The sequence below is a fragment of the Erwinia billingiae Eb661 genome, from assembly GCF_000196615.1.
Lineage (GTDB): Bacteria > Pseudomonadota > Gammaproteobacteria > Enterobacterales > Enterobacteriaceae > Erwinia > Erwinia billingiae.
Window position 1 is genome coordinate 1,394,658 of record NC_014306.1, and the last position, 26,330, is coordinate 1,420,987.

28 protein-coding genes and 1 pseudogene are annotated in these 26,330 nt (G+C 54.3%); 15 read left to right on the forward strand and 14 right to left on the reverse strand.

Going from position 1 to position 26,330, the window contains the following annotated elements:
- Positions 1-225: 225 nt before the first annotated feature.
- The 5 genes and pseudogenes from gntT to EBC_RS07835 all read left to right on the forward strand — a co-directional run bounded on the left by gntT (position 226) and on the right by EBC_RS07835 (position 5,716).
- Complete coding sequence (gene gntT, locus EBC_RS07815; protein ID WP_013201253.1) at positions 226-1,542, forward strand: gluconate transporter; 1,317 nt, start codon at positions 226-228, stop codon at positions 1,540-1,542.
- Positions 1,543-1,711: 169 nt separating this feature from the next.
- Positions 1,712-3,346, forward strand: coding sequence for a phosphoethanolamine transferase EptA (gene eptA, locus EBC_RS07820; protein ID WP_013201254.1), 1,635 nt, complete (start codon positions 1,712-1,714; stop codon positions 3,344-3,346).
- Between the two features lie 18 nt (positions 3,347-3,364).
- Positions 3,365-3,553, forward strand: a pseudogene (locus tag EBC_RS07825) (hypothetical protein); the annotation flags it as partial.
- A gap of 377 nt (positions 3,554-3,930) precedes the next feature.
- Positions 3,931-5,037, forward strand: a complete 1,107-nt coding sequence (locus tag EBC_RS07830) for a hypothetical protein (RefSeq protein ID WP_013201255.1) — start codon at positions 3,931-3,933, stop codon at positions 5,035-5,037.
- Positions 5,038-5,074: 37 nt separating this feature from the next.
- Entirely contained in the window at positions 5,075-5,716 is a 642-nt protein-coding gene (locus tag EBC_RS07835; RefSeq protein WP_013201256.1) for a glutathione S-transferase family protein, read from the forward strand.
- A 102-nt stretch (positions 5,717-5,818) separates the two neighbouring features.
- Here the strand turns inward: EBC_RS07835 and EBC_RS07840 are convergent, their stop codons facing one another.
- Entirely contained in the window at positions 5,819-6,064 is a 246-nt protein-coding gene (locus EBC_RS07840; RefSeq protein ID WP_013201257.1) for a hypothetical protein, read from the reverse strand.
- Positions 6,065-6,403: 339 nt separating this feature from the next.
- Between EBC_RS07840 and EBC_RS26390 the strand changes: the two genes are divergently transcribed.
- The 4 genes from EBC_RS26390 to EBC_RS07855 all read left to right on the forward strand — a co-directional run bounded on the left by EBC_RS26390 (position 6,404) and on the right by EBC_RS07855 (position 8,962).
- Positions 6,404-6,487 carry a small membrane protein YohP gene (locus EBC_RS26390; RefSeq protein ID WP_441316267.1) on the forward strand — a complete coding sequence of 28 codons (84 nt, stop codon included), beginning with the start codon at positions 6,404-6,406 and terminating at the stop codon, positions 6,485-6,487.
- A 734-nt stretch (positions 6,488-7,221) separates the two neighbouring features.
- Positions 7,222-7,749 carry a lipid IV(A) palmitoyltransferase PagP gene (gene pagP, locus EBC_RS07845; RefSeq protein WP_269446439.1) on the forward strand — a complete coding sequence of 176 codons (528 nt, stop codon included), beginning with the start codon at positions 7,222-7,224 and terminating at the stop codon, positions 7,747-7,749.
- 151 nt (positions 7,750-7,900) lie between these two features.
- A complete protein-coding gene (gene cspE / locus EBC_RS07850) occupies positions 7,901-8,110 on the forward strand; it encodes a transcription antiterminator/RNA stability regulator CspE (protein ID WP_004156612.1) in 210 nt (69 codons plus the stop codon).
- Between the two features lie 423 nt (positions 8,111-8,533).
- Complete coding sequence (locus EBC_RS07855) at positions 8,534-8,962, forward strand: GNAT family N-acetyltransferase (RefSeq protein WP_013201259.1); 429 nt, start codon at positions 8,534-8,536, stop codon at positions 8,960-8,962.
- Here EBC_RS07855 and EBC_RS07860 read toward each other — a convergent pair.
- On the reverse strand, positions 8,952-10,301 hold the full coding sequence (locus tag EBC_RS07860) for an aminotransferase-like domain-containing protein (RefSeq protein ID WP_013201260.1): 1,350 nt from the start codon (positions 10,299-10,301) through the stop codon (positions 8,952-8,954). The genes EBC_RS07855 and EBC_RS07860 overlap by 11 nt on opposite strands.
- Positions 10,302-10,435: 134 nt before the next feature.
- Between EBC_RS07860 and EBC_RS07865 the strand changes: the two genes are divergently transcribed.
- The 6 genes from EBC_RS07865 to tatE all read left to right on the forward strand — a co-directional run bounded on the left by EBC_RS07865 (position 10,436) and on the right by tatE (position 15,174).
- Positions 10,436-11,401, forward strand: a complete 966-nt coding sequence (locus EBC_RS07865) for a substrate-binding domain-containing protein (RefSeq protein WP_013201261.1) — start codon at positions 10,436-10,438, stop codon at positions 11,399-11,401.
- Positions 11,398-12,192 (forward strand): deaminated glutathione amidase, encoded by a 795-nt coding sequence (locus EBC_RS07870; RefSeq protein ID WP_013201262.1) that lies wholly within the window; start codon positions 11,398-11,400, stop codon positions 12,190-12,192. The genes EBC_RS07865 and EBC_RS07870 overlap by 4 nt, the downstream gene beginning before the upstream one ends.
- Before the next feature lie 19 nt (positions 12,193-12,211).
- Entirely contained in the window at positions 12,212-13,099 is an 888-nt protein-coding gene (locus EBC_RS07875; RefSeq protein ID WP_013201263.1) for an ABC transporter substrate-binding protein, read from the forward strand.
- Positions 13,096-14,070 carry an amino acid ABC transporter permease gene (locus EBC_RS07880; protein ID WP_013201264.1) on the forward strand — a complete coding sequence of 325 codons (975 nt, stop codon included), beginning with the start codon at positions 13,096-13,098 and terminating at the stop codon, positions 14,068-14,070. The genes EBC_RS07875 and EBC_RS07880 overlap by 4 nt, the downstream gene beginning before the upstream one ends.
- Positions 14,067-14,837 (forward strand): amino acid ABC transporter ATP-binding protein, encoded by a 771-nt coding sequence (locus EBC_RS07885; protein WP_013201265.1) that lies wholly within the window; start codon positions 14,067-14,069, stop codon positions 14,835-14,837. The genes EBC_RS07880 and EBC_RS07885 overlap by 4 nt, the downstream gene beginning before the upstream one ends.
- 130 nt (positions 14,838-14,967) lie before the next feature.
- Entirely contained in the window at positions 14,968-15,174 is a 207-nt protein-coding gene (gene tatE / locus EBC_RS07890; RefSeq protein WP_013201266.1) for a twin-arginine translocase subunit TatE, read from the forward strand.
- 108 nt (positions 15,175-15,282) lie between these two features.
- Here tatE and lipA read toward each other — a convergent pair whose 3' ends face one another.
- From lipA to lptE, 12 genes are all read right to left on the reverse strand, one after another.
- Positions 15,283-16,248, reverse strand: a complete 966-nt coding sequence (lipA, locus tag EBC_RS07895) for a lipoyl synthase (RefSeq protein ID WP_013201267.1) — start codon at positions 16,246-16,248, stop codon at positions 15,283-15,285.
- A 166-nt stretch (positions 16,249-16,414) separates the two neighbouring features.
- Positions 16,415-17,074 carry a lipoyl(octanoyl) transferase LipB gene (lipB, locus tag EBC_RS07900; protein WP_041691942.1) on the reverse strand — a complete coding sequence of 220 codons (660 nt, stop codon included), beginning with the start codon at positions 17,072-17,074 and terminating at the stop codon, positions 16,415-16,417.
- Positions 17,075-17,153: 79 nt separating this feature from the next.
- A complete protein-coding gene (gene ybeD, locus EBC_RS07905; protein ID WP_013201269.1) occupies positions 17,154-17,417 on the reverse strand; it encodes a DUF493 family protein YbeD in 264 nt (87 codons plus the stop codon).
- A gap of 133 nt (positions 17,418-17,550) precedes the next feature.
- Positions 17,551-18,762 (reverse strand): D-alanyl-D-alanine carboxypeptidase DacA, encoded by a 1,212-nt coding sequence (gene dacA, locus EBC_RS07910; protein WP_013201270.1) that lies wholly within the window; start codon positions 18,760-18,762, stop codon positions 17,551-17,553.
- A 149-nt stretch (positions 18,763-18,911) separates the two neighbouring features.
- The gene (gene rlpA, locus EBC_RS07915; RefSeq protein WP_013201271.1) at positions 18,912-20,045 is read right to left on the reverse strand and encodes an endolytic peptidoglycan transglycosylase RlpA; all 1,134 of its coding nucleotides are present in this window, start codon (positions 20,043-20,045) and stop codon (positions 18,912-18,914) included.
- A gap of 11 nt (positions 20,046-20,056) precedes the next feature.
- A complete protein-coding gene (gene mrdB, locus EBC_RS07920; protein ID WP_013201272.1) occupies positions 20,057-21,169 on the reverse strand; it encodes a peptidoglycan glycosyltransferase MrdB in 1,113 nt (370 codons plus the stop codon).
- A gap of 2 nt (positions 21,170-21,171) precedes the next feature.
- Positions 21,172-23,076, reverse strand: a complete 1,905-nt coding sequence (gene mrdA, locus EBC_RS07925; protein WP_013201273.1) for a peptidoglycan DD-transpeptidase MrdA — start codon at positions 23,074-23,076, stop codon at positions 21,172-21,174.
- A 34-nt stretch (positions 23,077-23,110) separates the two neighbouring features.
- Positions 23,111-23,581, reverse strand: a complete 471-nt coding sequence (gene rlmH, locus EBC_RS07930) for a 23S rRNA (pseudouridine(1915)-N(3))-methyltransferase RlmH (RefSeq protein WP_013201274.1) — start codon at positions 23,579-23,581, stop codon at positions 23,111-23,113.
- A 3-nt stretch (positions 23,582-23,584) separates the two neighbouring features.
- A complete protein-coding gene (rsfS, locus tag EBC_RS07935; RefSeq protein WP_041691943.1) occupies positions 23,585-23,902 on the reverse strand; it encodes a ribosome silencing factor in 318 nt (105 codons plus the stop codon).
- Positions 23,903-24,018: 116 nt separating this feature from the next.
- On the reverse strand, positions 24,019-24,675 hold the full coding sequence (gene nadD / locus EBC_RS07940) for a nicotinate-nucleotide adenylyltransferase (RefSeq protein ID WP_013201276.1): 657 nt from the start codon (positions 24,673-24,675) through the stop codon (positions 24,019-24,021).
- Positions 24,668-25,699, reverse strand: coding sequence for a DNA polymerase III subunit delta (gene holA, locus EBC_RS07945; protein ID WP_013201277.1), 1,032 nt, complete (start codon positions 25,697-25,699; stop codon positions 24,668-24,670). The genes nadD and holA overlap by 8 nt, the downstream gene beginning before the upstream one ends.
- Positions 25,696-26,316 carry an LPS assembly lipoprotein LptE gene (gene lptE, locus EBC_RS07950; protein ID WP_041691944.1) on the reverse strand — a complete coding sequence of 207 codons (621 nt, stop codon included), beginning with the start codon at positions 26,314-26,316 and terminating at the stop codon, positions 25,696-25,698. Before lptE ends, holA begins: the two co-directional genes overlap by 4 nt.
- Between the last annotated feature and the right edge of the window lie 14 nt (positions 26,317-26,330).

Sequence of the window (26,330 nt, forward strand, 5' to 3'; positions counted from 1 at the left end):
GTGACTACCTCGCCATGTGTCAAAAGTTTGATCTTCATCTCAAAATGTAAATTTCCCGCTGCCGGAGCATATCAGCGTTGGGATGTTACCGTTAACATGTTCCCGGTAACACCTCGTGAGTTATGCCTGAATACCCTGACACTGATACCCGTCACGCCGTGAGCAAGGCGGGAAAAATTAATGTGACCCTGATGACGCATCCGGGCCACACACCGGAGAATATTTATGCCATTAGTCATCGTTGCGATTGGCGTAGTGCTGTTACTGCTGCTGATGATCCGCTTGAAATTGAATGGATTCATTGCCCTGATCCTGGTCGCACTGGCGGTCGGCGTGATGCAGGGAATGCCTGTTAACAAAGTGATTGGTTCGATCAAAGCTGGCGTCGGCGGCACGCTGGGCAGCCTGGCACTGATTATGGGCTTCGGCGCGATGCTCGGCAAACTGCTGGCGGACTGTGGCGGTGCGCAGCGCATTGCCACCACGCTGATTGCCAAATTTGGCACCAAACACATTCAATGGGCGGTGGTGCTGACCGGGTTTACCGTCGGCTTCGCGCTGTTCTATGAAGTGGGCTTTGTGCTGCTGTTGCCGCTGGTGCTGACCATCGCGGCTTCTGCGCGCGTACCTTTACTCTACGTTGGCGTGCCGATGGCGGCGGCGCTGTCCGTCACCCATGGCTTCCTGCCTCCGCACCCGGGCCCAACGGCTATCGCCACGTTGTTCCACGCGGATATGGGGAAAACGCTGCTGTTCGGTACGCTGTTGGGGATCCCTACGGTAATCCTGGCGGGCCCCGTCTACACCCGTTTCCTGAAGAGCATTGATAAGCCAATCCCGGAAGGTCTGTATAACAAGAAAACCTTCACCGAAGCCGAGATGCCAGGGTTTGGCGTCAGCGTCTGGACCGCGTTAGTCCCGGTGGTGCTGATGGCGTTGCGTGCAGTTGCTGAGATGGTGTTGCCAAAAGGGCATCCGCTGCTGGCCTATGCCGAGTTCTTTGGTGACCCAATCATGGCAACGCTGATTGCGGTGTTAATTGCGATCTTCACCTTTGGGCTGAACCGCGGCCGCACCATGGATGAAGTGATGCGGACGCTGACCGACTCAATCAAAATCATCGCCATGATGCTGTTGATTATCGGCGGTGGCGGGGCCTTCAAGCAGGTGCTGGTCGACAGTGGCGTGGATAAATACATCGCCGGCATGATGGAAGGCAGTACCATCTCGCCAATCCTGATGGCCTGGTCGATTGCCGCCGCGCTGCGTATTGCGCTGGGCTCTGCAACCGTTGCGGCGATTACTGCCGGTGGCATTGTCGCCCCGATTATCGCCACCACCGGCGTCAGCCCTGAGCTGATGGTGATTGCGGTTGGTTCCGGTAGCGTGATCTTCTCGCACGTTAACGATCCCGGCTTCTGGCTGTTCAAAGAGTATTTCAACCTGACTATCGGCGAAACCATTCGTGCGTGGTCCGGCCTGGAAACGGTGATTTCGCTGTGCGGCTTAATCGGCTGCCTGCTGTTGCAGAACGTGGTGTAAGCTTGCTGGCCTGCCTGTAAGGGCAGGCCTTTGCCCCCATTCGCCAGACCATATAACGTTTTTGTCGTGAGTCTCAGGTCCAGAAAATTAAAATGCTTAAGGTTGTCCTAATCTTAAAAATGTCATACTGCTGCAATAATTTCTGACGTTCACCGGACCTGCTTTGTTTATGTCACTGTCATCGATTCTGAAACGGCCCACGCTCAGTCGGGTTGCCTTCCTGATATTGTTTTCCGTTTATATCGCCGTATTCCTCAATATTGCCTATTACCGGCAGGTGCTGGCCAACTTGCCGCTGACCTCATTCCATAACCTGTTGGTCTTTTTTTCGATGCCGGTGGTGGCATTTAGCGTGATTAATATCCTGCTAACCATTGCCTCCTTTATATGGCTCGACCGCATTCTTATTGCCATTTTTATTCTGGTCTCAGCATCAGCCCAATATTTCATTATGAATTACGGGATTATCATCGATCGTTCAATGATAACCAATATGCTGGACACCACGCCTTCCGAGACGCTGGCATTAGTGACCCCGCAACTGTTATTCGCCATCTTAGTCCTTGGCCTGTTGATGGTGATTGTGGCGTTTTGGATAAAAATTAAAAAAACGCAGCCGGTGTGGAAGAGTTTGGTTTTTCGTCTGGCCAGCCTGGTGGTCTCGGTGGCGTTGATTGCTCTCGTTGCCACCTTCTTTTATAAAGATTACGCCTCGTTATTCCGCAACGATAAAGAGCTGGTGAAATCGCTATCGCCTTCCAACAGTATCGTCGCGTCCTATTCTTATTACTCTCACCACAAGCTGGATAATCTGCCATTGGTGAAAATAGGCGAAGATGCGAAACAAAATCCAAAAATGCTGGCCGGCCCGAAGAAGACCCTGACCATTTTGGTGCTCGGTGAAACCTCGCGTGCCGATAATTTCTCGTTATCTGGCTACGGCCGTGATACCAACCCGTTGCTGGCGAAAGATAACGTCTTCTATTTCCCTCATACGACGTCATGTGGCACCGCCACCGCGGTTTCCGTGCCGTGCATGTTCTCGAATATGCCCAGAGCCCATTACGATGAAGAACTGGCCAGTCATCAGGAAGGCCTGTTGGATGTGATTCAGCGTGCGGGAATTAACGTCTTGTGGAAAGAAAATGATGGCGGCTGCAAAGGGGCTTGCGATCGTGTTCCCCATGAAGATGTCACCAGCCTGGATTTACCCGGCATGTGCATTGAGGGTGAGTGCCACGATGAGATCCTGTTTAATAAGCTCGAGGATTATATTAAAAATCTGAAAGGCAACGGCGTCATTGTGCTGCACACCATCGGTAGCCATGGCCCGACCTACTATCATCGTTATCCTGCCAGCTTCCGTAAGTTCACGCCAACCTGTGATACGAACGAGATCCAGACCTGCAGCAGCGAGCAGCTGGTAAATACCTATGACAACACCATTCTGTATATCGATTATATTGTCGATAAAGCCATCACGGTGTTGAAGCAGAACGATGCGAATTTCACTACCAGCCTGGTCTATCTGTCCGACCACGGCGAGTCGCTGGGTGAAAGTGGCGTCTATCTGCACGGTATGCCGTATGCCATTGCGCCGGTTCAACAAAAGCATGTGCCGATGCTGATCTGGCTGTCGGAAGATTACAAAAAACGCTTTGGTATTAATGAGACCTGTCTGAAGAAAGAGGCGGCGAACAACAACTATTCTCAGGATAATCTGTTCTCCACCCTGCTGGGGCTCACGGGGACCGAGACCAAAGAATATGTGCCGTCTGATGACATTCTTGCAAGCTGCCGCTGATTGAGGGAGTGAGCGTTGATGAAAGCGATCGTCTTTGCTTATCATGACATGGGCTGCGCCGGACTGAAGGCGCTGATCGAGGCCGGGATTGAGGTTCTGGCGGTCTTCACCCATCCAGACGCGGTGGGAGAAAATCACTTCCACGGCTCGGTGGCGCTGGCTGCAGAGCAACAGGGCATTGCGGTGTATACGCCCGAGGATGTCAATCTGGCTGCGTCATTCAGCCATACAATGGCCTTAACCAGCGGCCAGGTTTTATCGCTAGCTCGCTGAAATCGTTATCAGTTGGAGCCGTTTATCGGCTCCTTTTATTCGCGAATCCCGCCCTGCACCCGGTAATCTCATCCAAGGCTGTTGCCAAAAAACACCTTTGCTAAGTATACTATCACCTTGATAGTATTTGGTTTTTTGACTAAAGCCAAATTTCGACCGGCAATAAAAATAACAAACGACCTTAAGTCAATTTGCCCCATTTTCGGCGCAGGCCACCCAACACCTTTCTCAAACGCCTTCTGCGTTACACGGTTAATTATCCTTTTTATTAAACAGGTCTGTGGGCAATTGCCTTTGGGGATGTATGCAGTATGGAAAATGAACAGATTCAGGTGCCGACGCTCCCCGAGCTGCCGCTTAAGGGGATCCCGCAGGAAATACTGCGGTTAGGAAAACGCCTGGCGGACACCAAATATCAGATCGATATGCTCGGGAAAACAGGCTGGGGTGAACTGACGGCCAACCTTCACGGCCTTGAAGCCAGCGGTGAATGGGACGGGCCGGATGATGCCCTGACCTTTTTTAGCAAAATTTTTCCCTTCGCCAGGCTGCCGGCGGAAACCGAACCGCTGGGCATTTTCCGCGTGCCGACGGAGCGGGTGATTGGGCGTAGCTGGCGCTGGTGGCCAGAGCATTTGAGCGCCACCAGTGAAACGAAACTCCTTGAGCACCTGGACGGTCCGATGGCGGCGGAGAGTACCTCATGGTATTTCCTGCCTTCACTTGGGCTGCTGCTGGCTGCGCAGGGGCAAAGCCGGGTGAACTATTGTCGTCTGCGGCATATCCCCTTTATCACCGCACGGGTCAGTAATCTGAACTACCCTCCGGCCGACCGTTTCCGTCTTTATCACGTCACCAAAGGCCAGACGCGGCAGAGTTGGGTGGTGTATAACGACCGTTATCTCCAACCGGTTCAATGGCCGCGTATCACCTTGCCAGCATTAACCACCTATGGGGTGCACAGCGGCAGTTGGCCAGTGACATTTCCGCCGGTCGAGCGTATTTTCGACGCGCTGTATCATCCGCAGCCCGCGGAAGACTTTATTGCGCCTTGTGTCGATCTGAATGCGGTTAAAGAGGCGATTGAAGCGGAAAAACTGGCGGAAAAAGCGGCCAAAAAACCGGTGAAAATGGCGCTCAGCGATATGGATATCACCAATATCTGGCCGGTCAGCCTGACGCTGTCGTTCTTCTTTATCCTGGCGCTGGTGGTGGCAGGGCTTACCGCGGGTGAAGGGATTACCGGCTGTATCAGCCTGCTGGTCTGTGGCATGGCCGGAAGCCTGTTGCTGTTTCTTGCCACGCCGGTGTTTCTGGTGAGCAAGCGCTTACGAAGAAACTATGATAATGATGGATCGGATGAGGAGCCAGCGGAAGAGCCGCTGCAAAAGGCGGAGGCGCAAACTCCCGCGGGCTGAGGATCAAACCTGTTATTAACAGCATAAGGATAACGTCATGCTGAAAGTCTGGGGCAGAAAAACCTCTTCCAACGTGCAGGCGGTGATGTGGTGCATTGCAGAGTTGGGATTACCCTGTGAACGGGTGGATATTGGCCATAAGTACGGTGGCAACGACACGGCAGAATTTCTGGCCATGAACCCGAATGGCACCGTACCGGTGATCCGTGACGGGGAAGGGGAACCGCTATGGGAAACCGGCGCTATCCTGCGTTATCTCGCCAATCGTTATGCTGACAGGACGTTCTGGCCGGCGGATATTGCACAACGCGCGGCAGTGGATAAGTGGGCAGAGTGGGCCAAGATCAACGTGGCCCACAGCTTTACTGCTCCCCTGTTCTGGCGAGTGGTCAGAACGGCGGAAAAAGATCGCGATTATCCGGCCATTGCGGCAGCGCTGTCAGTGTTGAATAGCAAACTGGCAATTGCCGAGGCGCAGTTAAACCAACATGCCTATCTGGCGGGAAATGAACTGACGCTGGCCGATATTCAGTTTGGCCATCTGCTGTTCCGTTATTTCGATATTGAACTCGCCCGCACGCCATTTCCGGCCGTCGAGGCGTATTATCAGCGCCTGCAGCTGCGGCCCGCTTTTGTCGAGCACGTGATGGTTTCCTATGAGGATTTGCGGGTAACCTGAGTGAATGCACGGCCTGAGGAAAGGGCAGACAATCAGCACGCCGCGATTGTCCGCAAAACAAAAGGGCCCTGAGATAAGGGCCCTTAATCAATCACGCCACCGCTAATGCGGCTGAACAAAGCCTGCTTTTACCATCTCATCTCTGAATGCATTGGCAATCACCCGGTTTCCGCCGGTAACGGGATAAATCACGTTATTCACCACGTCGTCCAGGTAATGTTCATTAAACTCCTGGAGGGTGAGCTGCGACCCGCCTTCATCATTGATGGCAATCGATCCTTTAATATGATTGCCGTTGTGTTTGGCCTTCAGGCTATAACGGCCCATGCTGCTATTAATTGTGCTCATAAGATCTCCTTGTTAACGTCATGAAAAAGTCATAGCAAGTGAGTCCATAGCAAATGACACTCATCAGTTTAGTCCCACCGCGCAGTGACATCCTGGTGAGAAAGGTAAAGAAAACGCAGAGCGTGACCGCCATCGCGAAAAAAATCGGGTAGGGGATTTTAACGTTAATTATTTAGCTAACGTTATGACAATAAAGCATTAATTTGGCATCTGGACGCTAAGTGTCTGAACGGACTTTATTCGCTGGCGTGAGGCGCCGATTGCGCAAAGGAAAAAATCTTCTTCTATACTCAAGCCACTACATCGTAGTGACTTTTTACTGTGGCTGAGGAAAATGGAATGAAGCTAATACTTTGGATTATTGCGATTATTTTTATTGTTGGTTTATTGACCATCACAGGCGTGTTCAAAATTCTGTTCTAAGACTCAGGTGGCAGTGGAGTCCTGCGCGCTGTCACCTCTTCACTTTGTAAAAGGGCGCTTCTGAAAGAAAGATCCTTCAGGCTGATCGGCTTTTTACAGGTTGCACAACGTGCGCCATGATGTTGACCGAACCGATCTCCTCGGGTGGTAAAGACTATCTTCACCTCACCACATTTATTGCAGCGAATTCTCATCAGCTCTCACCTCCTTGCTTTAAGCGTCCTCTGAGTCTACCAAAAAAAATCCGCACATTGATAAATTATACTTATCAGTAAACTCAGGTGATATTCACCGGTAACAAATTGATTAATAAGGATGACCTTAGAGTATGTAGGTGATTATTTCACGTTTGACGATTAAGGATTTTTCTTAGGGCGGGATTTAATTTTGCTTACAGGGGATTCTTAGCAGGAGCAACTGAGCGGGTTTCGCTCATGACGGTAAGCATAGGACTACGCTTGCCTGGGATTCATCCTGGAGAAAGCGTGGCAAGGCATTGTTAAAATCGCCTTCAGAAAAAATTGAGCCAGATGCCCGTTAGCTGCATAAAAATAAAGCAGGCACATTCAGCAAGCGTTTAAGCGGCATCGGTATAATGGCTATTTTTACGACGGAACGACATTTGGATTGCTTCTGATTGCCGTTAGTAACAGCGTCTTTTCAACACCATGTGAACGGTAGATCATTCAGTGAAGTCACTAAAACTCCCCCTTTTCTTGCTGGCCCTGTCCAGTCTGTGTTTTGCGCCTTTTGCCGGGGCGATCACCCTGGCGACCGGTATCTCAAGTACCTGGACGGCGTTTACTGACAACGTCAGCGAAACCTGGAACACCCCTGATAACTACGATGTGTATCTTCCCGCTGTCACCTGGCATAACCGACTGACCTACGACAGTGATAAAACCGACCGATACAATGAACGTCCCTGGGGAGCTGGTGGCGGGATTTCCCATTACGATGAGAAAGGGAACTGGAACGGCCTCTATCTGATGGCATTTAAGGACTCCTATAATAAATGGGAACCGATCGGCGGTTACGGCTGGGAAAAGACCTGGCGACCGTTGAACGATCAGGATTTTCACCTCGGTTTAGGCTACACCGCAGGGGTGACGGCGCGTGATAACTGGAAGTACATTCCCATCCCTTTAGTGCTGCCCTTAGCATCAATAGGTTACAGCAAGGCGACTTTCCAGATGACTTATATACCAGGCACTTACAATAACGGAAACGTTTACTTTGCCTGGTTCCGCTGGCAGTTTTAGCTGCGGGAAGCGTGGCGAAAGTATGACGTATCTTCAAAAAAGGCGATATTTATCACTTTTTCGCGGTGGGTGACTGGACAAAAGCCTCGGCAATTGCTGTACTAACCACCGACACAGTTTAGTGTCCATTTTTCATGTAAAGGTAATATAGATGTCTAAGATTAAAGGTAGCGTTAAGTGGTTTAATGAGTCCAAAGGATTCGGTTTCATTACTCCTGAAGATGGTAGCAAAGACGTGTTCGTACACTTCTCTGCCATCCAGAGCAATGGTTTCAAAACTCTGGCTGAAGGTCAGCGCGTAGAGTTCGAAATCACCAACGGTGCCAAAGGCCCATCTGCTGCTAACGTTGCCGCTATTTAAGTTACCAGACAGAATTCTAAAAACCCGCCGATTGGCGGGTTTTTTTTTGCGTTATTTTTACCCCTTTCCGCAGGTGAAAAGGGACGAATGCTTCTCCGGTTAGCGGGCGAAATACTGGCTAAGCCAGAGCGCAGCCGCCAACAGGCTCACGGTAACAGCAACAGCTTCAGGCAGGGATTTTGGTAAGATATTCATTGGGTCAACTCTTTGGCTGGTTTTATCAAAGAGTGTGGCGAAACATTATTAAGGAAACATTAATAAACCCGTTTTGGCCAACGGGATCCCGCCGATTTGCCTGCTGGCCTGAAATGCGGCTGCGGGTCTGTAACAACCGCCCGGTTTCTGACACTTGCTTATCCTGCCGGGCAAGCTATAAACATAGGCGAGAGGGCCCTGCATAGGCTCATAACTGGAGGAAGCGTGATGAAAATCCGTCTGGCGGAAGCCAATGACAGTTTTGCCCTGAGTGCCCTGTTAGCCGAACTGGGCTACGAGAATACCGAAGGGTTTATTGAACGGCGTCTTGCACAGCTGATTGATGACCAGACCGAGGAGCTGTTGGTTGCCGTTTATGGCAACACGGTGCTGGGTTTCCTGTCTTTACACTTTATTCCCCAGCTGGCGCTGGCCGGTGATTTTGCCCGCGTTAGCTACTTCTGCGTGGCAGAAGGTGAGCGCAGCAAAGGCGCAGGACAAAAGTTGCTGCAGCATGCGGAACAGGTGGCAAAGCAGCGGGGTTGCGACCGGATGGAAGTCCATTGCAATGCGCACCGCATCAAAGCCAATGCGTTTTATGCCCGGGAAGGTTACAGCGAATCTCCCCGTTATCTGATCAAAGACCTCAACGAATAGCGTTACTGTCCAGCCCACTGGCCAGCAGCAGAGCGTCGGCAATACTCTCAATGCGGTCACTTTGGATCATTGAGATGCTGACGCGGATAAACTGAATCCCTCCAATGCGGCAGCGCTCCCCTGGCAGGACGGCAATACCGCGTGCCGCCAGCGTGATCATCGCAAACTGCTCCGATTGCACCGGCATAAAAATACTCAGACCATCACGGTCCGGCAGTTCCAGGCCTCGCTTTGCCAGCGCGCTGAGCAGCTCGCGACGACGCTTAGCGTAAATCGCTTTCGCCTGCTGTATCTGCTGCTGGGTCGCGGGATCGTTAATCATCCATGCCACTGCCTGCTGAGTAATGCGGCTGGTCCAGCCGGCGCCAAAATTGCGCCATGACTGAATACGCTTAAGGTGCTCAGACGGGCCAGAAAGGACCGCCAGACGCAGATCGGGTCCGTAAGCCTTGGAGTAAGAACGGACGTGCAGGGTGCGTTCCGGGAAATAACGGCCCAGGCTCCAGACCGGATGCACCGACAATTCGCCGATGCCATCATCTTCCACAATCAACGTCCGCGTACCCATTAACACTTTCGCCAGCGCTTCGCTGCGTGCTTCACTGACCGTATGGCCGGTGGCGGAGTGCGTCCTCGGCTGATAGATAAAGGCGGTTGCGCCTTTATTCAGTAACATCGCCAGCGCGCCAGGCAGCGGGCCGTGCTCATCACAAGCCAGCGGCATCACTTCGGCGCCAATATTGTCCAGAATATCCAGCAGCCTGGTGGCGGTGGGATCCTCAATGATCACCTTTTCTCCTGGCGAAAACAGCGTCTGCACGAGGGTATTCATCGCCGCAAAGCCCCCCTCGGTCGCCAGCCAGGCGTCGGCCTGGTAAGGCCAGTCCGGTTTGATCGCCTCCAGCAACGGCTGCGAGATCGGATCGCGCTGGTAGCTGTTGAGCTGTGGGCAAAGAACGCCCTGGCGCATCGCCTCCTGCAGATCGGGCATTAACGTCGGATCGGGGGACGCCATGGCCAGATCGGCGCGGATATTGTCGCCATAATTGCCGATCTTCTCAAAACGCACCGGCCTCGGCGTGACGTTATCGCCACAGACCCACACGCCGCTGCGGCCTTTCCCGGCAATCACCTTCTGCCGCTTTAACTGTCCCCAGGCGGCGGAAACCGTCGCCGGACTGACGCCTAACGCTTCTGCGAGATCGCGAACCGAAGGCAAATGCGTGCCTATCGGGATTTGCCCTTCGCGAATCAGGCCCGCCGTCACCCCGGCAATCCCTTTAACAGAAGCATCGGTAAGGCGTTCAGCAAACCAGCGCAGGTCCAGCGTTGAGGTCATAAGAAATCCGTTTGTTCAGTAACAAAGAAATTATTGTACAGCTATTATTATCGATCTAGTATCGAATTCAAGCAGTAATTGCACACAAATTATGCGCCCCGTTCCGGCGCTCTTCAGGGCAGAGAGAGATAACGATGGTCACGATCAGACTGGCAGTTAGAGATTGGGATTACTTCACGCCGCTGGCGCTGGGCGATATCAAACCGCAGGGGTTTGCGCTGGAAGTGCATCGCGTGGGTACGCTGGTCGGCGACCTGGCGACCAGCAGCGAGTATGACGCGGCAGAAATTTCCTTCAGCCGCTATGCTCAGGGCAGGGCAAAAGGTGACAGCTCCTTGCTCGCCTTGCCCCACATCCTGATGCGTGGCTTCCGCCAGCGTTGCATCATCACCACCGAAGACAACCCGATCGTCTCTCTTGAGCAGTTGAAGGGGGCCAAAATTGGCGTGACCGGCTGGCAGGATTCCGGCAATACCTGGACCCGTGCGGTCCTACGTGAAGCCGGCGTCGATATTGATGATGCTTACTGGTTTGCCGGTCGCCTGACGGCTGACCATCCCGTTGTTGACCGTCTGAACGGTTTTGGCCGTCCGGGCCGCATTGAAGCCGCACCCGGCGAGCACCCGTTGATCGACCTGCTGCGTGCCGGTGAACTGGATGCCGTCTTTACGCCGTTTATGCCACAGGGCTTCTTCCTGAAAGGCTCCGGCCTGCGCCAGTTGCAGACTGATTTCCGTCAGGCAGAACTGGATTACTTCAACCGGGTTGGCTATATCCCTGGCCATCACCTGCTGGCCTTTAAATCTTCCTTTGCCGAAGCCCATCCGGACATTCCTCAGCAGCTCAGCGAGCTGATCGATCAATCGGCCAAAATGTGGAACGACAAGCGCGAAAAGTATGCTGATACCACCCCCTGGTTGTTGGACGATTTGCGACGCACCGCGCAGGATTTACCTGCCGACTGGAACGCAAATGGTTTTGACGCTAACAAGAAGATGATTGCCGATTTCGGCACAGAGCTTTTTGAGCAGGGAATCACTTCTCAATGCCTTACGCCTGAGGATTTGTTCCCGGCCGTGACCAAAGGATCAATACGATGAAAGTTGCATTAGGACAGTTCGCAGTCAGCCGCGAGTGGCAGGAAAATGCCGTGACCTGCACCGGTTTAATGGCCCAGGCGCTGGCCGGTGGTGCCGATTTGCTGGTGTTACCGGAAGGCGTGCTGGCGCGTGATATTGCCGATCCTGATTTGGTGCTGAAGGCCGCACAGCCGCTCGATGGCCCGTTCCTGACGGAAGTCTATGCCGCCAGCCGTGGCAACACGTTGACCACGATGATGACCGTCCACGTGCCCACGCCCGATGGTCGTGCGCTGAACGTGCTGATCGCCATCCGTAACGGCGAAATCATCGCCCGCTACGACAAGCTGCATCTTTATGATGCCTTCGCGATGCAGGAATCCCGCAACGTCACGGCAGGCAATGAGGTTCCGCCGCTGGTTGAAGTTGCCGGCATGAAAGTTGGCCTGATGACCTGTTACGACGTGCGTTTCCCGGAGCAGGCGCGTCGCCTGGTGCTGGACGGTGCGGATGTGCTGGTGCTGCCGGCCGCCTGGGTTAAAGGCCCGTTAAAAGAGATGCATTGGGAAGTTCTGGTCACCGCCCGCGCGCTGGAAAATACCTGTTATATGGTGGCGGTCGGTGAGTGTGGTCCGCGCAATATCGGTAACAGCCTGGTGGTGGATCCGCTCGGCGTGGCGATTGCCAAAGCCGCTGAAGCCCCGGCGCTGGTCTTTGCCGATTTAGATCCGGCCCGTATTGCGCATGCGCGCCACGTGCTGCCGGTGTTGGAAAACCGCCGTTTCGCGCGTCCTGAATTGAATAAACAATAAGACACCGGGGAAATTTATAATGAAAAAGATAGCGACCGCCATTGCACTGGCTCTGGGATTAAGTGCAGGTTGTGCCCAGGCCGCAGACGCCATTCCGGCGCAGAAAGTCGATCAGGCGTTACACGACCGTTTACCGGCGGATATTAAAACCGCTGGCAAAATGATCTCGGTAAATAACGGCTCCTTCCCGCCTTATGAGATCGTTGAAGGCCCGACCACCATGACCGGCGCGTCTGCCGATTTAACCGAAGCCCTGGCACAACTGCTGGGCATCAAGATCGAACATGCCACGGTCAGTGGTCTGTCGGGCGTGTTGGCTGGCATTAAGTCAGGTCGCTATCAGTTAGCTATTGGCCCGATTGGCGACTATCCGGACCGCCAGGCTAAAAATGATTTTATCGACTTCGTGCAGGAGTTTGTGGTGTTTGCCGTGCAGAAAGGCAACCCAGCGCAAATCAACGGCCTCGACGATACCTGCGGTAAGCGGATTGCGGTGATGGCTGCCGGCTCTGCTGAGCAGGTGATCCGCAAACAATCTCTGGTCTGTACCGATGCGGGTAAACCGGCGGTGACCGTCCAGTCATTTACCGACCAGCCTTCGTCGATTCTGGCGGTGCGCTCTAAACGTTCCGATGCCTTCTTCTCGTCTCAGGCCCCGCTGGTGTACTTCGTTGACCAGGCGCACGGCCAGCTGGAGTTAACCGGCCAGGGCAAGAAAAATGGTTTTGGCGATATCTTCCAGGGCACCGTGGTTCCTAAGGATTCTGAACTGGGGAAAGTGGTCCTCGACGGTTATAAAGCGCTGTTCGCCAACGGCACCTACGCGGCGATCATGAAAAAGTGGAAGCTGGATGGCAACATGATCAGCGCACCGGGGGTTAACCTGGCGAAAGGGGCGGCGAAATGACAAAAAGCACCACGGATTCACGAGCCAGGGAAACGGCAGACGTGGAACAGCGCGACGTGGCCTTTGCCCGCAGCGCACCGCGTTACGGACGCCTGGCCTCATGGATTGTGGTGCTGGTGATTGCCGCCAACTTTAGCTGGCTGGTGGCCACTAACCCCAATTTCGAGTGGCACGTGGTGTTGCAGTGGTTTACCGAAGGCTCGGTGCTGAGCGGATTAAAGGTGACGCTGGGACTGACGGTGGTGTCGATGGTTCTCGGCACCCTGTTGGGCCTGCTGTTAGCGGTCGCCCGGCTGTCGGATAACCGGCTGATGCGCGGCCTTTCCGGGCTGTATATCTGGTTCTTCCGCGGCACGCCGCTGCTGGTGCAGCTGATTTTTTGGTACAACATGTCGACCTTGTTCCCGAAGATCACCCTGGGTATTCCGTTCGATGGCCCGATCTTCGCCAGCTGGAACACCAACGATTTGATCACCCCGTTAACCGCGGCGATCGCCGGGCTGGCCCTGAATGAAGCGGCCTATATGGCCGAAATTATTCGTGCCGGGCTGCAGTCGGTAGACAACGGTCAGGTTGAAACCACCCAGGCATTTGGCATGAGCCGCGCGCGTGCGCTGCGCCGGATTATCATTCCTCAGGCGATGCGCTCGATCATTCCTCCGACCGGCAATCAGCTGATCAGCATGATCAAAGCCACCTCGCTGGTCAGCGTGATCGCGATGGGCGATCTGCTGTATTCGGTGCAGTCGGTGTATAACCGGACCTTTGAAGTGATCCCGATGCTGATGGTGGCGGTGATCTGGTATCTGTTTATCACCTCGATTCTCAATGTCGGGCAGTCTTTCATTGAGCGATATTATTCGCGCGGCGTGCGTCGCTCGGTCTCAGCGACTAAACGTCGCCAGCCGCCAGCGGACAGTAAAACAACGCCGATGGTTAACCGCCCATTAGTCCGTAAGGAGGATGTATGAGTGAAATGCAGCCGCTGGTTCGGGCACGTAACGTACAGAAAAGTTACGGTGATAATGAAGTGCTGAAAGGCATCGATCTGGATGTGATGCCGGGCGAAGTGGTGGTGATCCTCGGGCCTTCCGGCTCCGGTAAATCGACCTTCCTGCGCTGCATCAATCATCTTGAAGATATGAATGCCGGCTCGATTATGGTGGGCGGGCAGCAGATTGGCTATGAGCTGAAACAGGGGATTTTACAGCGCCTGTCGGCCCGTAAAATTGACCGCCAGCGCCAGGAGATCGGCATGGTGTTTCAGCAGTTTAATCTCTATCCGCATATGACCGTGCTGCAGAACATTATTGAAGCGCCGATTGGCGTGCACAAAGAGTCACGTGAAGCCGCGACGCGTCACGCTCGGGAACTGCTGGCAACGGTGGGTTTGAGCGATAAAGCCGATGCCTGGCCGCGTCATCTTTCCGGCGGGCAACAGCAGCGCGTGGCGATTGCCCGCGCGCTGGCCATTCGTCCTAAGCTGATGCTGTTTGATGAGCCAACGTCGGCATTGGATCCGGAACTGGTTGGCGAGGTGCTGGCCACCATGCGCACCCTGGCCGATCGGGGGTTAACCATGGTGGTGGTGACCCATGAGATCGGTTTTGCCCGCGAGGCTGCCGATCGGGTGGTGTTTATGGATGGGGGCGTGGTGGTTGAACAGGGGCCGCCTGAGAAGGTATTGGTGAATCCTGAGCATCCCCGATTCCAGGCTTTCCTCAGCCGGTTTATCTGATATTATCGCGAGAGTATTCTGTACAGAGAACTCTGTTACAGATTGCGGTTGTATTGACCGGCGATCTGCGCGTTAATACACTTTATCGTTATTGGCCTTGTTATTGGTCAGGTTAAAAAAGAAGGTGTGTATGGAAGGTATCAGTATTGCAAAACTGCTGATTATCGGTGCTCTGATCGTCTTGCTGTTCGGAACCAATAAGTTACGTTCTCTCGGTGGCGATCTGGGGTCAGCGATCAAAGGCTTTAAAAAGGCGATGAGCGACGACGACACTTCCGCTAAAAAAGCGCCGGTTGTTGACGAAAAGCCAGCAGAGCAGGTTGTTCACAAAGATTAATCGCCCGCTCAGGCATAAAAAAACGGATGACAGGGTCATCCGTTTTTTGTTTGTGTTGCAATAATGTAAATTATTGTAACGCAGGGCAAGTCACCTCACCCCGTCAATTTATTTCACTTCCAGACCTTTCGCCTGCATATCCGCATGATAAGAAGAACGGACGAACGGTCCGCAGGCAGCGTGGGTAAAGCCCATCTCCATCGCCGCATCTTTCATCTCATCAAACTCCGCAGGGCTGACATAACGCTGAACTGGCAGATGGTGACGGCTTGGCTGCAGGTACTGACCTAAGGTCAGCATGGTCACGCCGTGGCGACGCAGATCGCGCATCACCTCCACGATTTCCGCGTTCGTTTCACCAAGGCCAACCATCAGACCGGATTTAGTCGGCACGTCTGGGTGCGCTTCTTTAAAGCGTTCCAGCAGCTTCAGTGACCAGTCGTAGTTAGCGCCAGGGCGCACCTGACGGTAAACACGCGGCACGTTTTCCATGTTGTGATTAAACACGTCTGGCGGCGTAGCGGTGAGGATTTCCAGCGCGCGATCCATACGGCCACGGAAGTCCGGTACCAGCGTTTCAATCTTGATGGTCGGGTTCTTGGCGCGGATGGCGGTAATGCAGTCGGCAAAGTGCTGAGCACCACCGTCACGCAGGTCATCACGGTCAACGGAGGTGATCACCACGTAGCGCAATCCCATATCGGCAATGGTCTGCGCCAGCTTCAGCGGCTCATTCTGATCCGGGGCAACCGGACGTCCGTGGGCCACGTCGCAGAACGGGCAGCGGCGGGTACAGATCGCGCCGAGGATCATAAAGGTGGCTGTGCCGTGGTTGAAACATTCTGCAAGGTTAGGGCAGGAAGCCTCTTCACAGACGGAGTGCAGGCCATTTTTACGCATCGCAGCTTTGATGCCCTGGATGCGGCTGGAGTCCGCGGGGAGCTTGATTTTCATCCACTCCGGCTTGCGTAAAATCTCCGTGCGCTCGGTGATCACGGTTTTAACCGGGATAAGCGCCATTTTGTCTGCGTCGCGGTATTTAACACCACGTTCCATCTGAATGGGTTTACTCATAATCTTGCAAGTTCCAGGTTGGCATGCGCGATCCGCATAAAACTCAAATAAGTGATCTTGTGTTCAACTTTTTTTGATAAAGCGCAAAAATTATATCATCTCGGCGCGGCAGTTTCAGCCAGCCAGACCGATTAAATGTGACGTAATTGTAAATCCGCACGGACGGTTACTTTTCAATAAGGTTATCGGCGGCCTGCCAGCGAACGTCAGTGATGTTCAACAGTCTGGCAAAATGCGTGATTAACAGCGGCTGCACATCGGCCAGCGTCACGCCAGCTTTCAACGCGCTAAGCTGCGTCATCTCCAGCCCGGCATAGCCGCAGGGATTGATGCGCAGAAAAGGCGACAAATCCATATCGACATTCAGCGCCAGGCCATGGAACGAGCAGCCGTTACGAATGCGTAAGCCCAATGAACAGATCTTTTTACCCTGCACATACACACCGGGTGCATCGGCTCTGGCCGCCGCTTCCACGCCAAAATGGGCGAGGGTGGCAATCACCGTATCTTCGAGGGCGGTCACCAGCTGCCTGACGCCAATTTTCCGGCGCTTCAGATTGATCATCACGTACATGATTTGCTGTCCGGGTCCGTGATACGTCACCTGGCCACCGCGATCGCTTTGCATCACCGGAATATCGCCCGGACCCAGCAGATGTTCGGCTTTGCCTGCCTGACCCTGAGTGAAGACCGGAAGATGATCGACCAGCCAGATTTCGTCGGCAGAGTGCTCACCGCGCTGGTCAGTAAAATCATGCATGGCTTGAGAGATGGGTGCCCAGGGCTGTAAGCCCAGCTGGCGGATGAGTAGGGTATCGTGAGGCAAAACGTCAGTCCTGTTGAGAACAGAAGGGCAGTATAACGCTGACAGAGAGCAGATCCATGCCCGCTGTCAGCGAGAGTTTTTACAGCACCATGCGGACAATTTCGATTTTGCCCAGCTCGTCATACAGCGTTTCCACTTGCTCAATGTGGGTGGCAGTAATGGTGATCGAGACGGAGTGGTAGTTGCCTTTGCTGCTTGGCTTCACGTCCGGAGAGTAGTCACCCGGCGCATGGCGCTGAACAACTTCAACTACTTGATCAACCAGTTCCGGCTGCGCCAGTCCCATTACTTTGTAAGTAAAAGGAGTTGGGAATTCGAGCAGTTCTTTAAGATTGGTTTTCATAGGGGCTCCGGTAACGCCAAAACAAAGACTCCCGCTGTGCGTAGCGGGAGTCTACAGATAACTCAAATATGGGGTGCATTCACGCCGAAATCAAGGGGGCATTGCTGCCCAAATGCGTGCCGGCATGACGGGCTTAGCCAAACCAGTGATGGAACATCAGCTTAATGTAATCGACGATGCGACCGATGAAGCCACCTTCCTGCATATCGTTCAACACCACCAGCGGATGCTGTTCAATGGTTTTGCCATCCAGCTGGAAGTTGATGGTGCCGACAACCTGGTTTTTCGCCAGCGGCGCATGCAGTTCGGTATTGCTCAGCGTGTAGCTGGCTTTCAGATCTTTCATGCGGCCACGAGGGATGGTCAGGAAGACATCTTTTTCCACACCCAGCTGCACGCGGTCGCTGGTGCCGAACCACACTGGCTCAGAAGCAAACTCTTTGCCTGCTTTCAGCGGTGCCACGGTTTCAAAGAAACGGAAGCCCCAGGTCAGCAGTTTTTTGCTTTCGGTCTCGCGGCCTTTATAGGTGTGACCACCCATCACGGCAGAGATCAGGCGCATCTGGCCTTCGGTCGCGGAGGCAACCAGGTTGTAGCCCGCGGCTTCAGTGTGACCGGTTTTGATGCCGTCAACCTGCAGGCTGGTATCCCACAGCAGACCGTTACGGTTCATCTGGCGGATATTGTTGAAGGTGAATTCTTTCTCTTTATACACCGCGTACTCATCCGGCACGTCACGGATCAGTGCACGGCCAATCAGCGCCATATCACGCGCTGAACTGTACTGGCCATCCGCATCCAGGCCATGAACGGTCTGGAAGTGGGTGTTCTGCAGGCCCAATGCTTTAACGTAGTTGTTCATCAGACCAACAAACGTATCCTGGCTGCCGGCAACATAGTCGGCCATAGCCACACAGGCATCATTACCGGATTGCAGCACGATGCCGCGCGTCAGCTCGGAAACCGCAACGCGATCGCCTGGCTTCAGGAACATCAGGGAAGAGCCTTTGAACACCGGATTACCGGTTGCCCAGGCATCTTTGCCCACGGTAACCATGTCATCCTGCTTGATTTTACCGGCTTTGACCGCCTGACCAATCACGTAGCTGGTCATCATTTTGGTCAGGCTGGCTGGGTCACGGCGAGCGTCGGCATTTTTCTCTGCCAGCACTTTGCCTGAGTTGTAGTCGATCAGCACATAGGCTTCCGCATCGATATCCGGCACGCCTGGGATCATTGTTTTAATGTTCACGTCGTCGGCGTGGGCGAAGGAAGTCAGGCTGAGGGCAATCAGCGATCCCGCCGTCAGGCGTTTGATCAGTTTGTAGGAGGTCAGATTGTTCATGTTTAGGACTACAACATCCATCGGCTAAGTTAAAAAAAGTGACTCACTATAGCAAAAGCAGTCCTGCCCGGCACTCGTCTTTACCATGCAGGTTAACAGCACTTTCAGCCTGTTAGCCCGCACTGAATGCCGGTCAGTATGACATTTCGTTAGGGTGCGACGGTAATAAATGAGGTGAGCTTCGCTTCGCTCGATAACCGCTGCTGCAAGGCGCTGGCCTGCTGGCGAGAGGTGAAGCGGCCCAGCTGAACCCGGTAAACATTGCCGTGGCTGTCAACCGCGCCCGGCACACCAAACTGTTTGCTCAGGGAATTCATCCAGGTTTTGGCTTTGGCTGCATCGCCAACGGCGCCGACCTGCACCACATAGGTGGTGCCGGAAGCGGCAGGGCGGCTGGCAGCGACCGCTGCGGGTGCTGCGACGACGGCGGCAGCGGCTGGCGCAGCAACCGGCGCGGCGACCGGCTCACTGCCTTCCAGCACGCCAGAACGTAACGGCTGCGCGGCACCTAAAAATCCATTGCTGCGTACCGGTGCGCCCAGGCTGTCATCACTGTTGACGTTGGCGTTATCAATTGGACGCGACTCCGGCGCCTGCTGCTGACTGGCCTCCGGTTGTGACGCGGCACTGGCGGCGGCATCGCCACCCATCGTGGTCATACCGCCGCCCAGGGTGGTCATCCCACCCGCGATATCAGGACGGGCGGGCAGGGCATAGCTCTGTTTGGCGACGGTGGTGCCAATGGTGCCAGGACCCGAGAGCGTGCCATCCGGCGCGACCTTGATGTAATCGATTTTCACTTTGGTGTTATTCGAGATATTCAGGCGATCGCCCGCGGCTCGGGACAGATCGATAACCCGGCCTGGCGTGTAAGGACCGCGATCGTTCACGCGCACCACCAGCTGGCGACCATTGGCCAGGTTAGTGACGCGCACGTAACTTGGCAGCGGTAACGTCGGGTGAGCCGCAGTAAGCGCATCAGGATCGAACTGCTCGCCGGTTGCGGTGCGGTTGCTGCCGGCCTCATCGCCATACCAGGCGGCCAGGCCGGTTTCGCTGAAATTAGACGGATCTTTGACGATTTTGTAAGTCTTGCCATTCACCGTGTAGTCCTGGCTGGTGCCTGGGTTCTGCGGTTCATAACGGGGTTCGGCACCGCCAATTTCCACCACCGGACCATTGTAGGCCGGTTGCTGTGGTGCGGGTGCCTGCTGCTGTTCATCGGTAGCACAGGCTGCCAGCAATACTGAAGCCAGACCAATCCAAAGCCAATCCTTACGCATGTTTACGCCTCTTAAACGCTCTTAGACAACAGTTTTCGGTGGGTGTGAATCGACATAATAATGCCAAACCCGGCCATCAGCACGATCAGGGCCGAACCGCCATAGCTGACCAACGGCAATGGAACTCCAACCACCGGGAGAATGCCGCTAACCATACCAATATTAACGAAAACATACACAAAGAAGATCAGCATTAAGCCACCGGCCATTACCCGACCAAAGGTGGTTTGCGCCCGCGCCGCCATCATCAGGCCACGCATAATCACCAGAATGTAGAGTACCAGCAGCACCAGGACGCCGACCAGGCCTAATTCTTCGGCCAGAACCGCAAAAATAAAGTCCGTGTGGCGTTCGGGTAAAAATTCCAGCTGTGACTGAGTGCCGTGCAGCCAGCCTTTGCCGCGTAGTCCACCTGAACCAATGGCAATCTTGGATTGAATGATGTGGTAACCCGCGCCAAGCGGGTCGCTCTCCGGATCCAGAAGCATCATAACGCGGTCGCGCTGATAATCATGCATCAGGAAGAACCACAGCACCGGCACGAAGGCCGCCACCATCAGTACCGCCACCGCAATCAGTTTCCAGCTCATCCCGGAAAGGAACAGAACAAACAGGCCGGAGGCGGCAATCAGAATTGAGGTTCCCAGGTCCGGCTGCGCGGCGACCAGCAGCGTGGGCATAAAGATCAGCACCAGCGCGATGGCGGTGTTTTTCAGCGTCGGCGGACAGACATCGCGGTTAATAAAGCGCGCCACCATCAGCGGCACGGCGATTTTGGCAATCTCTGAGGGCTGGAAGCGCACAAAGCCCAGATCCAGCCAACGCTGTGCACCTTTACTGATATGGCCAAACGCATCCACGGCGACCAGCAGGATCACCGTGATGATATACAGATAGGGCGCCCAACCTTCATAAACCCGCGGCGGGATTTGCGCCATCACCAGCATGATCACCACACCCATGGCGATCTGGCCGATTTTACGCTCCATCATGCCTGGATCCTGGCCACTGGCGCTCCAGATCACTAAGGCGCTGTAAACCAGCAGGGCAAAAATCAGAATAAAGAATGTCGGATCGACATGAATTCGGGTCCAGATGGTGCGTTTATGGTGACGATCGTTCATGTCTATTCACCCTCATAACCGGGCGGCACGGGGGCAGCGTCCGGCAGGTTGGTATTGTTATCACCAAGCATAATATGGTCCAAAATCTGGCGCATGATAGTCCCTACGGCCGGGCCTGCGCCGCCATTCTCCAGAATCATGGTGACGGCCACACGCGGCTTGTCATACGGAGCAAAGGCGGTCATCAGCTTGTGGTCTCGCAGGTGTTCAGCGATTTTATGCGCATTGTAAGTTTCGTTGGCTTTCAGGCCATAGACCTGAGCCGTACCGGATTTGGCGGCAATCTTGTAAGGTGCGTCAGAGAAGCTTTTTCTGGCGGTGCCGTTAGGTCGGTTTGCAACACCGTACATACCGTCTTTGGCGATTTCCCAGTAGCCTGAGTGAATATCCGCAATCGGGGGTGAGTCGGGCTGACGATAAGGCACCCGCACATTATTCACCACGTTGGACTGCATCAGGTGCGGTGTTTTCACGATTCCGTCGTTAATCAGGGTCATCATCGCTTTGTTCATTTGCACCGGCGTGGCGGTCCAGTAACCCTGACCGATCCCCACCGGAATGGTATCACCCTGATACCACGGCTTTTTAAAGCGTTTCTGCTTCCATTCACGGGTTGGCATATTACCCGGCGTTTCTTCCACCAGGTCAATGCCGGTCAGGTGCCCGTAGCCAAACTTGTTCATCCATTCGCCGAGGCGATCGATGCCCATATCGTAAGCCACCTGATAGAAAAAGGTATCCGCAGACTCTTCCAGCGATTTGGTGACGTTCAGGCGGCCGTGGCCCCAATGCTTCCAGTCACGGAAGCGCTTTTCGGAGCCCGGCAGCTGCCACCAACCCGGGTCAAACAGGCTGGTGTTTTTGTTGATCACGCCAGCGGTCAGCGCTGAGACGGCAATATAGGGTTTCACCGTTGATGCCGGCGGATAGGCGCCCTGCGTCGCACGGTTAATCAGCGGCCGGTTGGGGTCATTCAACAGCATGTTGTAATCGGTGCTGCTGATGCCATCAACGAACAGATTGGGATCGTAGCTGGGCATCGACACCATCGCCAGAATGTCACCGTTGCGCGGATCGGTCACCACCACTGCGGCACGGCTGCCCGCCAGCAGCGTCTCAATATATTGCTGCAGCTTCAGGTCGATGGTCAGGTAGATATCCTGGCCGGCCTGAGGGGACTGTTCGTGAAGCTGACGGATCACCCGGCCACGGTTGTTGACTTCGACTTCTTCGTAGCCGGTTTTGCCGTGCAGCATCTCTTCGTAATAACGTTCGATACCCAGCTTGCCGATATCATGCGTGGCGGCGTAGTTGGGCCACTTACCTTCATTATCCAGCCGTTCGACATCACGATCGTTAATTTTGGACACATAGCCCAACACGTGAGTCAGCGCAGAGTTGTAAGGGTAGTAGCGGCGTTGATAGCCTTTCACTTCCACGCCGGGGAAAGCATATTGATTAACGGCGAAGCGGGCGACCTGCACATCGTTCAGGCCGGTTTTAACCGCGATAGAGGTAAAGCGGCGTGAGCGCTTACGCTCTTTTTCAAAGGCGACAAGGTCTTCGTCACTTAAGTCGACAATGGGGCGCAGAGCAAGCAGGGTTTTTTCAAGGTCATCGACCTTTTCGGGCACCAGCTCAATCTGATAAATCGTGCGGTTGAGCGCAAGGGGCAGGCCGTTACGATCAAAAATAATGCCGCGGCTGGGCGCGACGGGCACCAGTTTGATGCGGTTTTCGTTTGAGCGGGTACTGTAATCGGTGTAGCGGATAATTTGCAGGTGGTACAGATTGACCACCAGGATACCGGAAAGTACGATAATGCCGATAAAGGCGATCAGCGCCCGACGAACAAAGAGAGACTGTTCGGCAGTGTAGTCACGAAAAGAGTTACGTTGTAATTTCATCCGCTGTTTCAGTGTATCCGGTTGATCCTATGGCCTATTCCCGATGGTAAGGGTGATTTGCTGTGATGCTCCATGCACGATACAAACTCTCCGCAACCAGCACCCGTACCAGCGGATGGGGCAGGGTCAGCGCGGAAAGAGACCAGCTTTGCTCAGCGGCAGCTTTGCAGGCTGGCGACAGACCTTCCGGTCCACCAATCAGCAGGCTGACATCACGGCCATCCAGCTTCCAACGTTCAAGCTGAGTGGCTAAATGGGGCGTTTCCCACGGCTGCCCTGGAATATCCAGGGTAACAATGCGGTTCCCTTTGCCAGTCGCAGCCAGCATCATTTCGCCCTCTTTTTCAAGAATGCGTTTGATGTCGGCATTTTTACCGCGCTTGCCAGCCTGAACTTCAGTCAGTTCCAGCGGCATATCTTTAGGAAAACGACGCAAATACTCCAGAAACCCGGTTTGCACCCAATCCGGCATTTTAGTGCCGACGGCAACCAACTGCAGCTTCACAGCTTAGTTCCAGAGCTTTTCGAGTTCGTAAAGCTGGCGGCTCTCTTCCTGCATGACGTGAACAATCACTTCACCCAGATCGACGACAACCCAGTCAGCGGCAGCTTTACCTGCAACAGCAAAGGTTTCCACGCCAGCAGCACGAGATTCCTGAACCACGTGGTCAGCAATCGACGCCACATGACGCGTTGAGGTGCCGGTGCAGATAATCATGCAATCGGTGATACTTGATTTGCCCTGGACATCTACAGCAACAATGTCCTGGCCTTTTAAATCGTCTAATTTATCAATGACGAAGTCTTGGAGTGCTTTACCTTGCAAAAGGTTCCCCTTGGGTTTTGAGTCGGAGCGGTTGTCCTGCGCCTGTGGCGTGGCTAACCGAAAAAAGATGTTTCCGGATTGCTCCAGAAAATTTAGCGGCGAAGTATACCACGTGCTCAGGGCTTGCGATATAAACCTGCAGCAAGGATGTAGGCCGAAACTGCCGGAGGGATCAGATCGTCACACGATTGCCCGCTATGCAATCGATCGCGTATTTCAGTCGCAGAGATGGACACCAGCGGCGTGTCTGCCAGAAAAATCCTGCCGCAGGGATGCTGATGCAACGCTTCTGCCTGCCGGATTTGATGCTGTTCCAGCCAGCGCTGTAGCGCCGGGGTTTCCATCGTGCTGTCATAACCCGGACGTTTACAGACCAGTAAATGGCACAGGCTGAGCAGTTCTTCCCAGCGATGCCACTTGTGTAAGGTTAGCAAAGAATCCTGGCCAATGATAAACGCCAGCGGCTGGTTATCGCCCCGTTCTGCACGGAGCTCCGTAAGCGTCTCAAGGGTGAAAGAGGGCGTGTCGCGCTGCATTTCACGCAGATCCAGGTCGAACAACGGCAGGTTGGCAATCGCCAGCCTCACCATTTCCACCCGCTGTGACGGGCTGGCTTCTGGCTGTGGGCGATGAGGCGGCACGTTATTCGGCAATAACGTCACCTTTTTCAGCCCGACCTGCGCGGCTAAAACCTCAACTGGCTTCAGATGGCCAAAATGGATCGGATCAAAGGTGCCGCCGAACAGCGCTTCCAGCGTGTGGGATTCAGACATCGCAGAAATGCTCAGGGAAACCACGCTGGCAAATCAGCAACGACAGCGTTTCAAGATCGGACCAGACCGACTGACCATAATCCTGTTTCAGCGTCAGCTCAATGCGCGTCAGCAGATGGATTGCCTGACTCAGCTGCCGTGCAGAAAGACGTTGCAGCGCTTCACTGAACAGTGGACGGCGGTTTTGCCAGACGCGGTGCTGATCAAACAGCGTTCTGATCGGTGTTTTCACCATCTGGCGTTGTAAGGTCAGCAGCATCATCAGCTCTCTTTGCACGGTGCGCAATAAGATCACCGGCTCGCTCTCTTCCGCCTGCATCTGACGCAAAATATGCTGAGCACGCTTACTTTTCCCGGCCAACAGGGCATCCACCCAGTGGAACGGCGTAAAGTGTGCGGCATCGTTAACGGCCTGCTCAACTCTTGGCAGGGTCAGCTTGCCGTCTGGCCAGAGCAGCGACAGCCGTTCCAGCGCCTGGGCCAGCGCCAGCAGATTCCCTTCATAACAGTAGCAAAGCAGCTGAACAGCCGCATCGTCCACGCTCAGCTTGAGGCTTTTCGCGCGGGCGATCACCCAGCGAGGCAACTGCGCCTGCTCAGGTGTCTGGCAGGGCACGATCACCGCATTGGCGCTCAGCGCTTTAAACCAGGCACTGTTTTCCTGCGCTTTAGTCAGTTTCGACGCCCGCAATATCAGCAGAATATCGGCATGGAGCAGTGAGGAGAGGGTAACAAGCTGTTCCGCCATCGCCGCGTTGGGACCATTTTCAGGTAGCGTTAGCAGCAGCGTTTGCCGGCTGGCAAACAGGCTTAGAGCCTGACAGGTAGAGAAGATTGCATCCCAGTCAGTATGGGCATCAATGACCACGCTAAAGTGCTCGGTGAATTCCTGCTTTTGCGCAGCAGCCCGCACCGCATCCTGAGATTCCTGCAACAGAAGCGGTTCGTTACCGGCCAGAATGTAACAAGCGCGCAGCCCCTCGTGGAGCTGCGCGCTGAGTTGCTCAGGGTAAATCCTGATCATCTTGCCAGAGAGCTGTCTGTCAGGCCGGATGCAGGATTGGTCTGATCGATGGCTTCAGGCGTGCTGTCCAGCGTATTGATGGAAGGATCGTCCTCTGCCGCATGTACCGTCAGTAATTTACGCACCAGCTGTTGAGCCGCCTGGGTACGCATTTCACTCATGATAATGTTCTGCTCGGAGTCCTTCGCCAGTGCCGCCAGCGGGTTATCAAAGAACGAACGATACACTGTCGCGCTGATGGGATAGATGCCTTTATTTGGCACCAGCACCTGCGCATTAACGGTCATGTACATCGAGTACTCGGCCGTTTTACCGTCCTGGAAGATGGAGGCTGTGTCACGACCCTGAACCTCACCCATCAGACGCAGGGAAGGCACGGTTTTATGCAGCGTCCCTTTGCTCATCGCCGTGGTGTTGCTGTCATCCAGCACCGTCACGTTATTCAGGCGCAGCTCTTCACGTACGGTACGCGTCAGCGGACCATAAGGATCGGAGGTGTCCAGGATCATCGTTTTCATTTCTTTCGGGACCGAAGTGGTCCCGCGAAGATGAAAGCCACAACCTGCGGTGATTAACACCGCAAGACCCAGCATCACAGATAAAATCGGATGTCGCACAATTCCTCCTGACA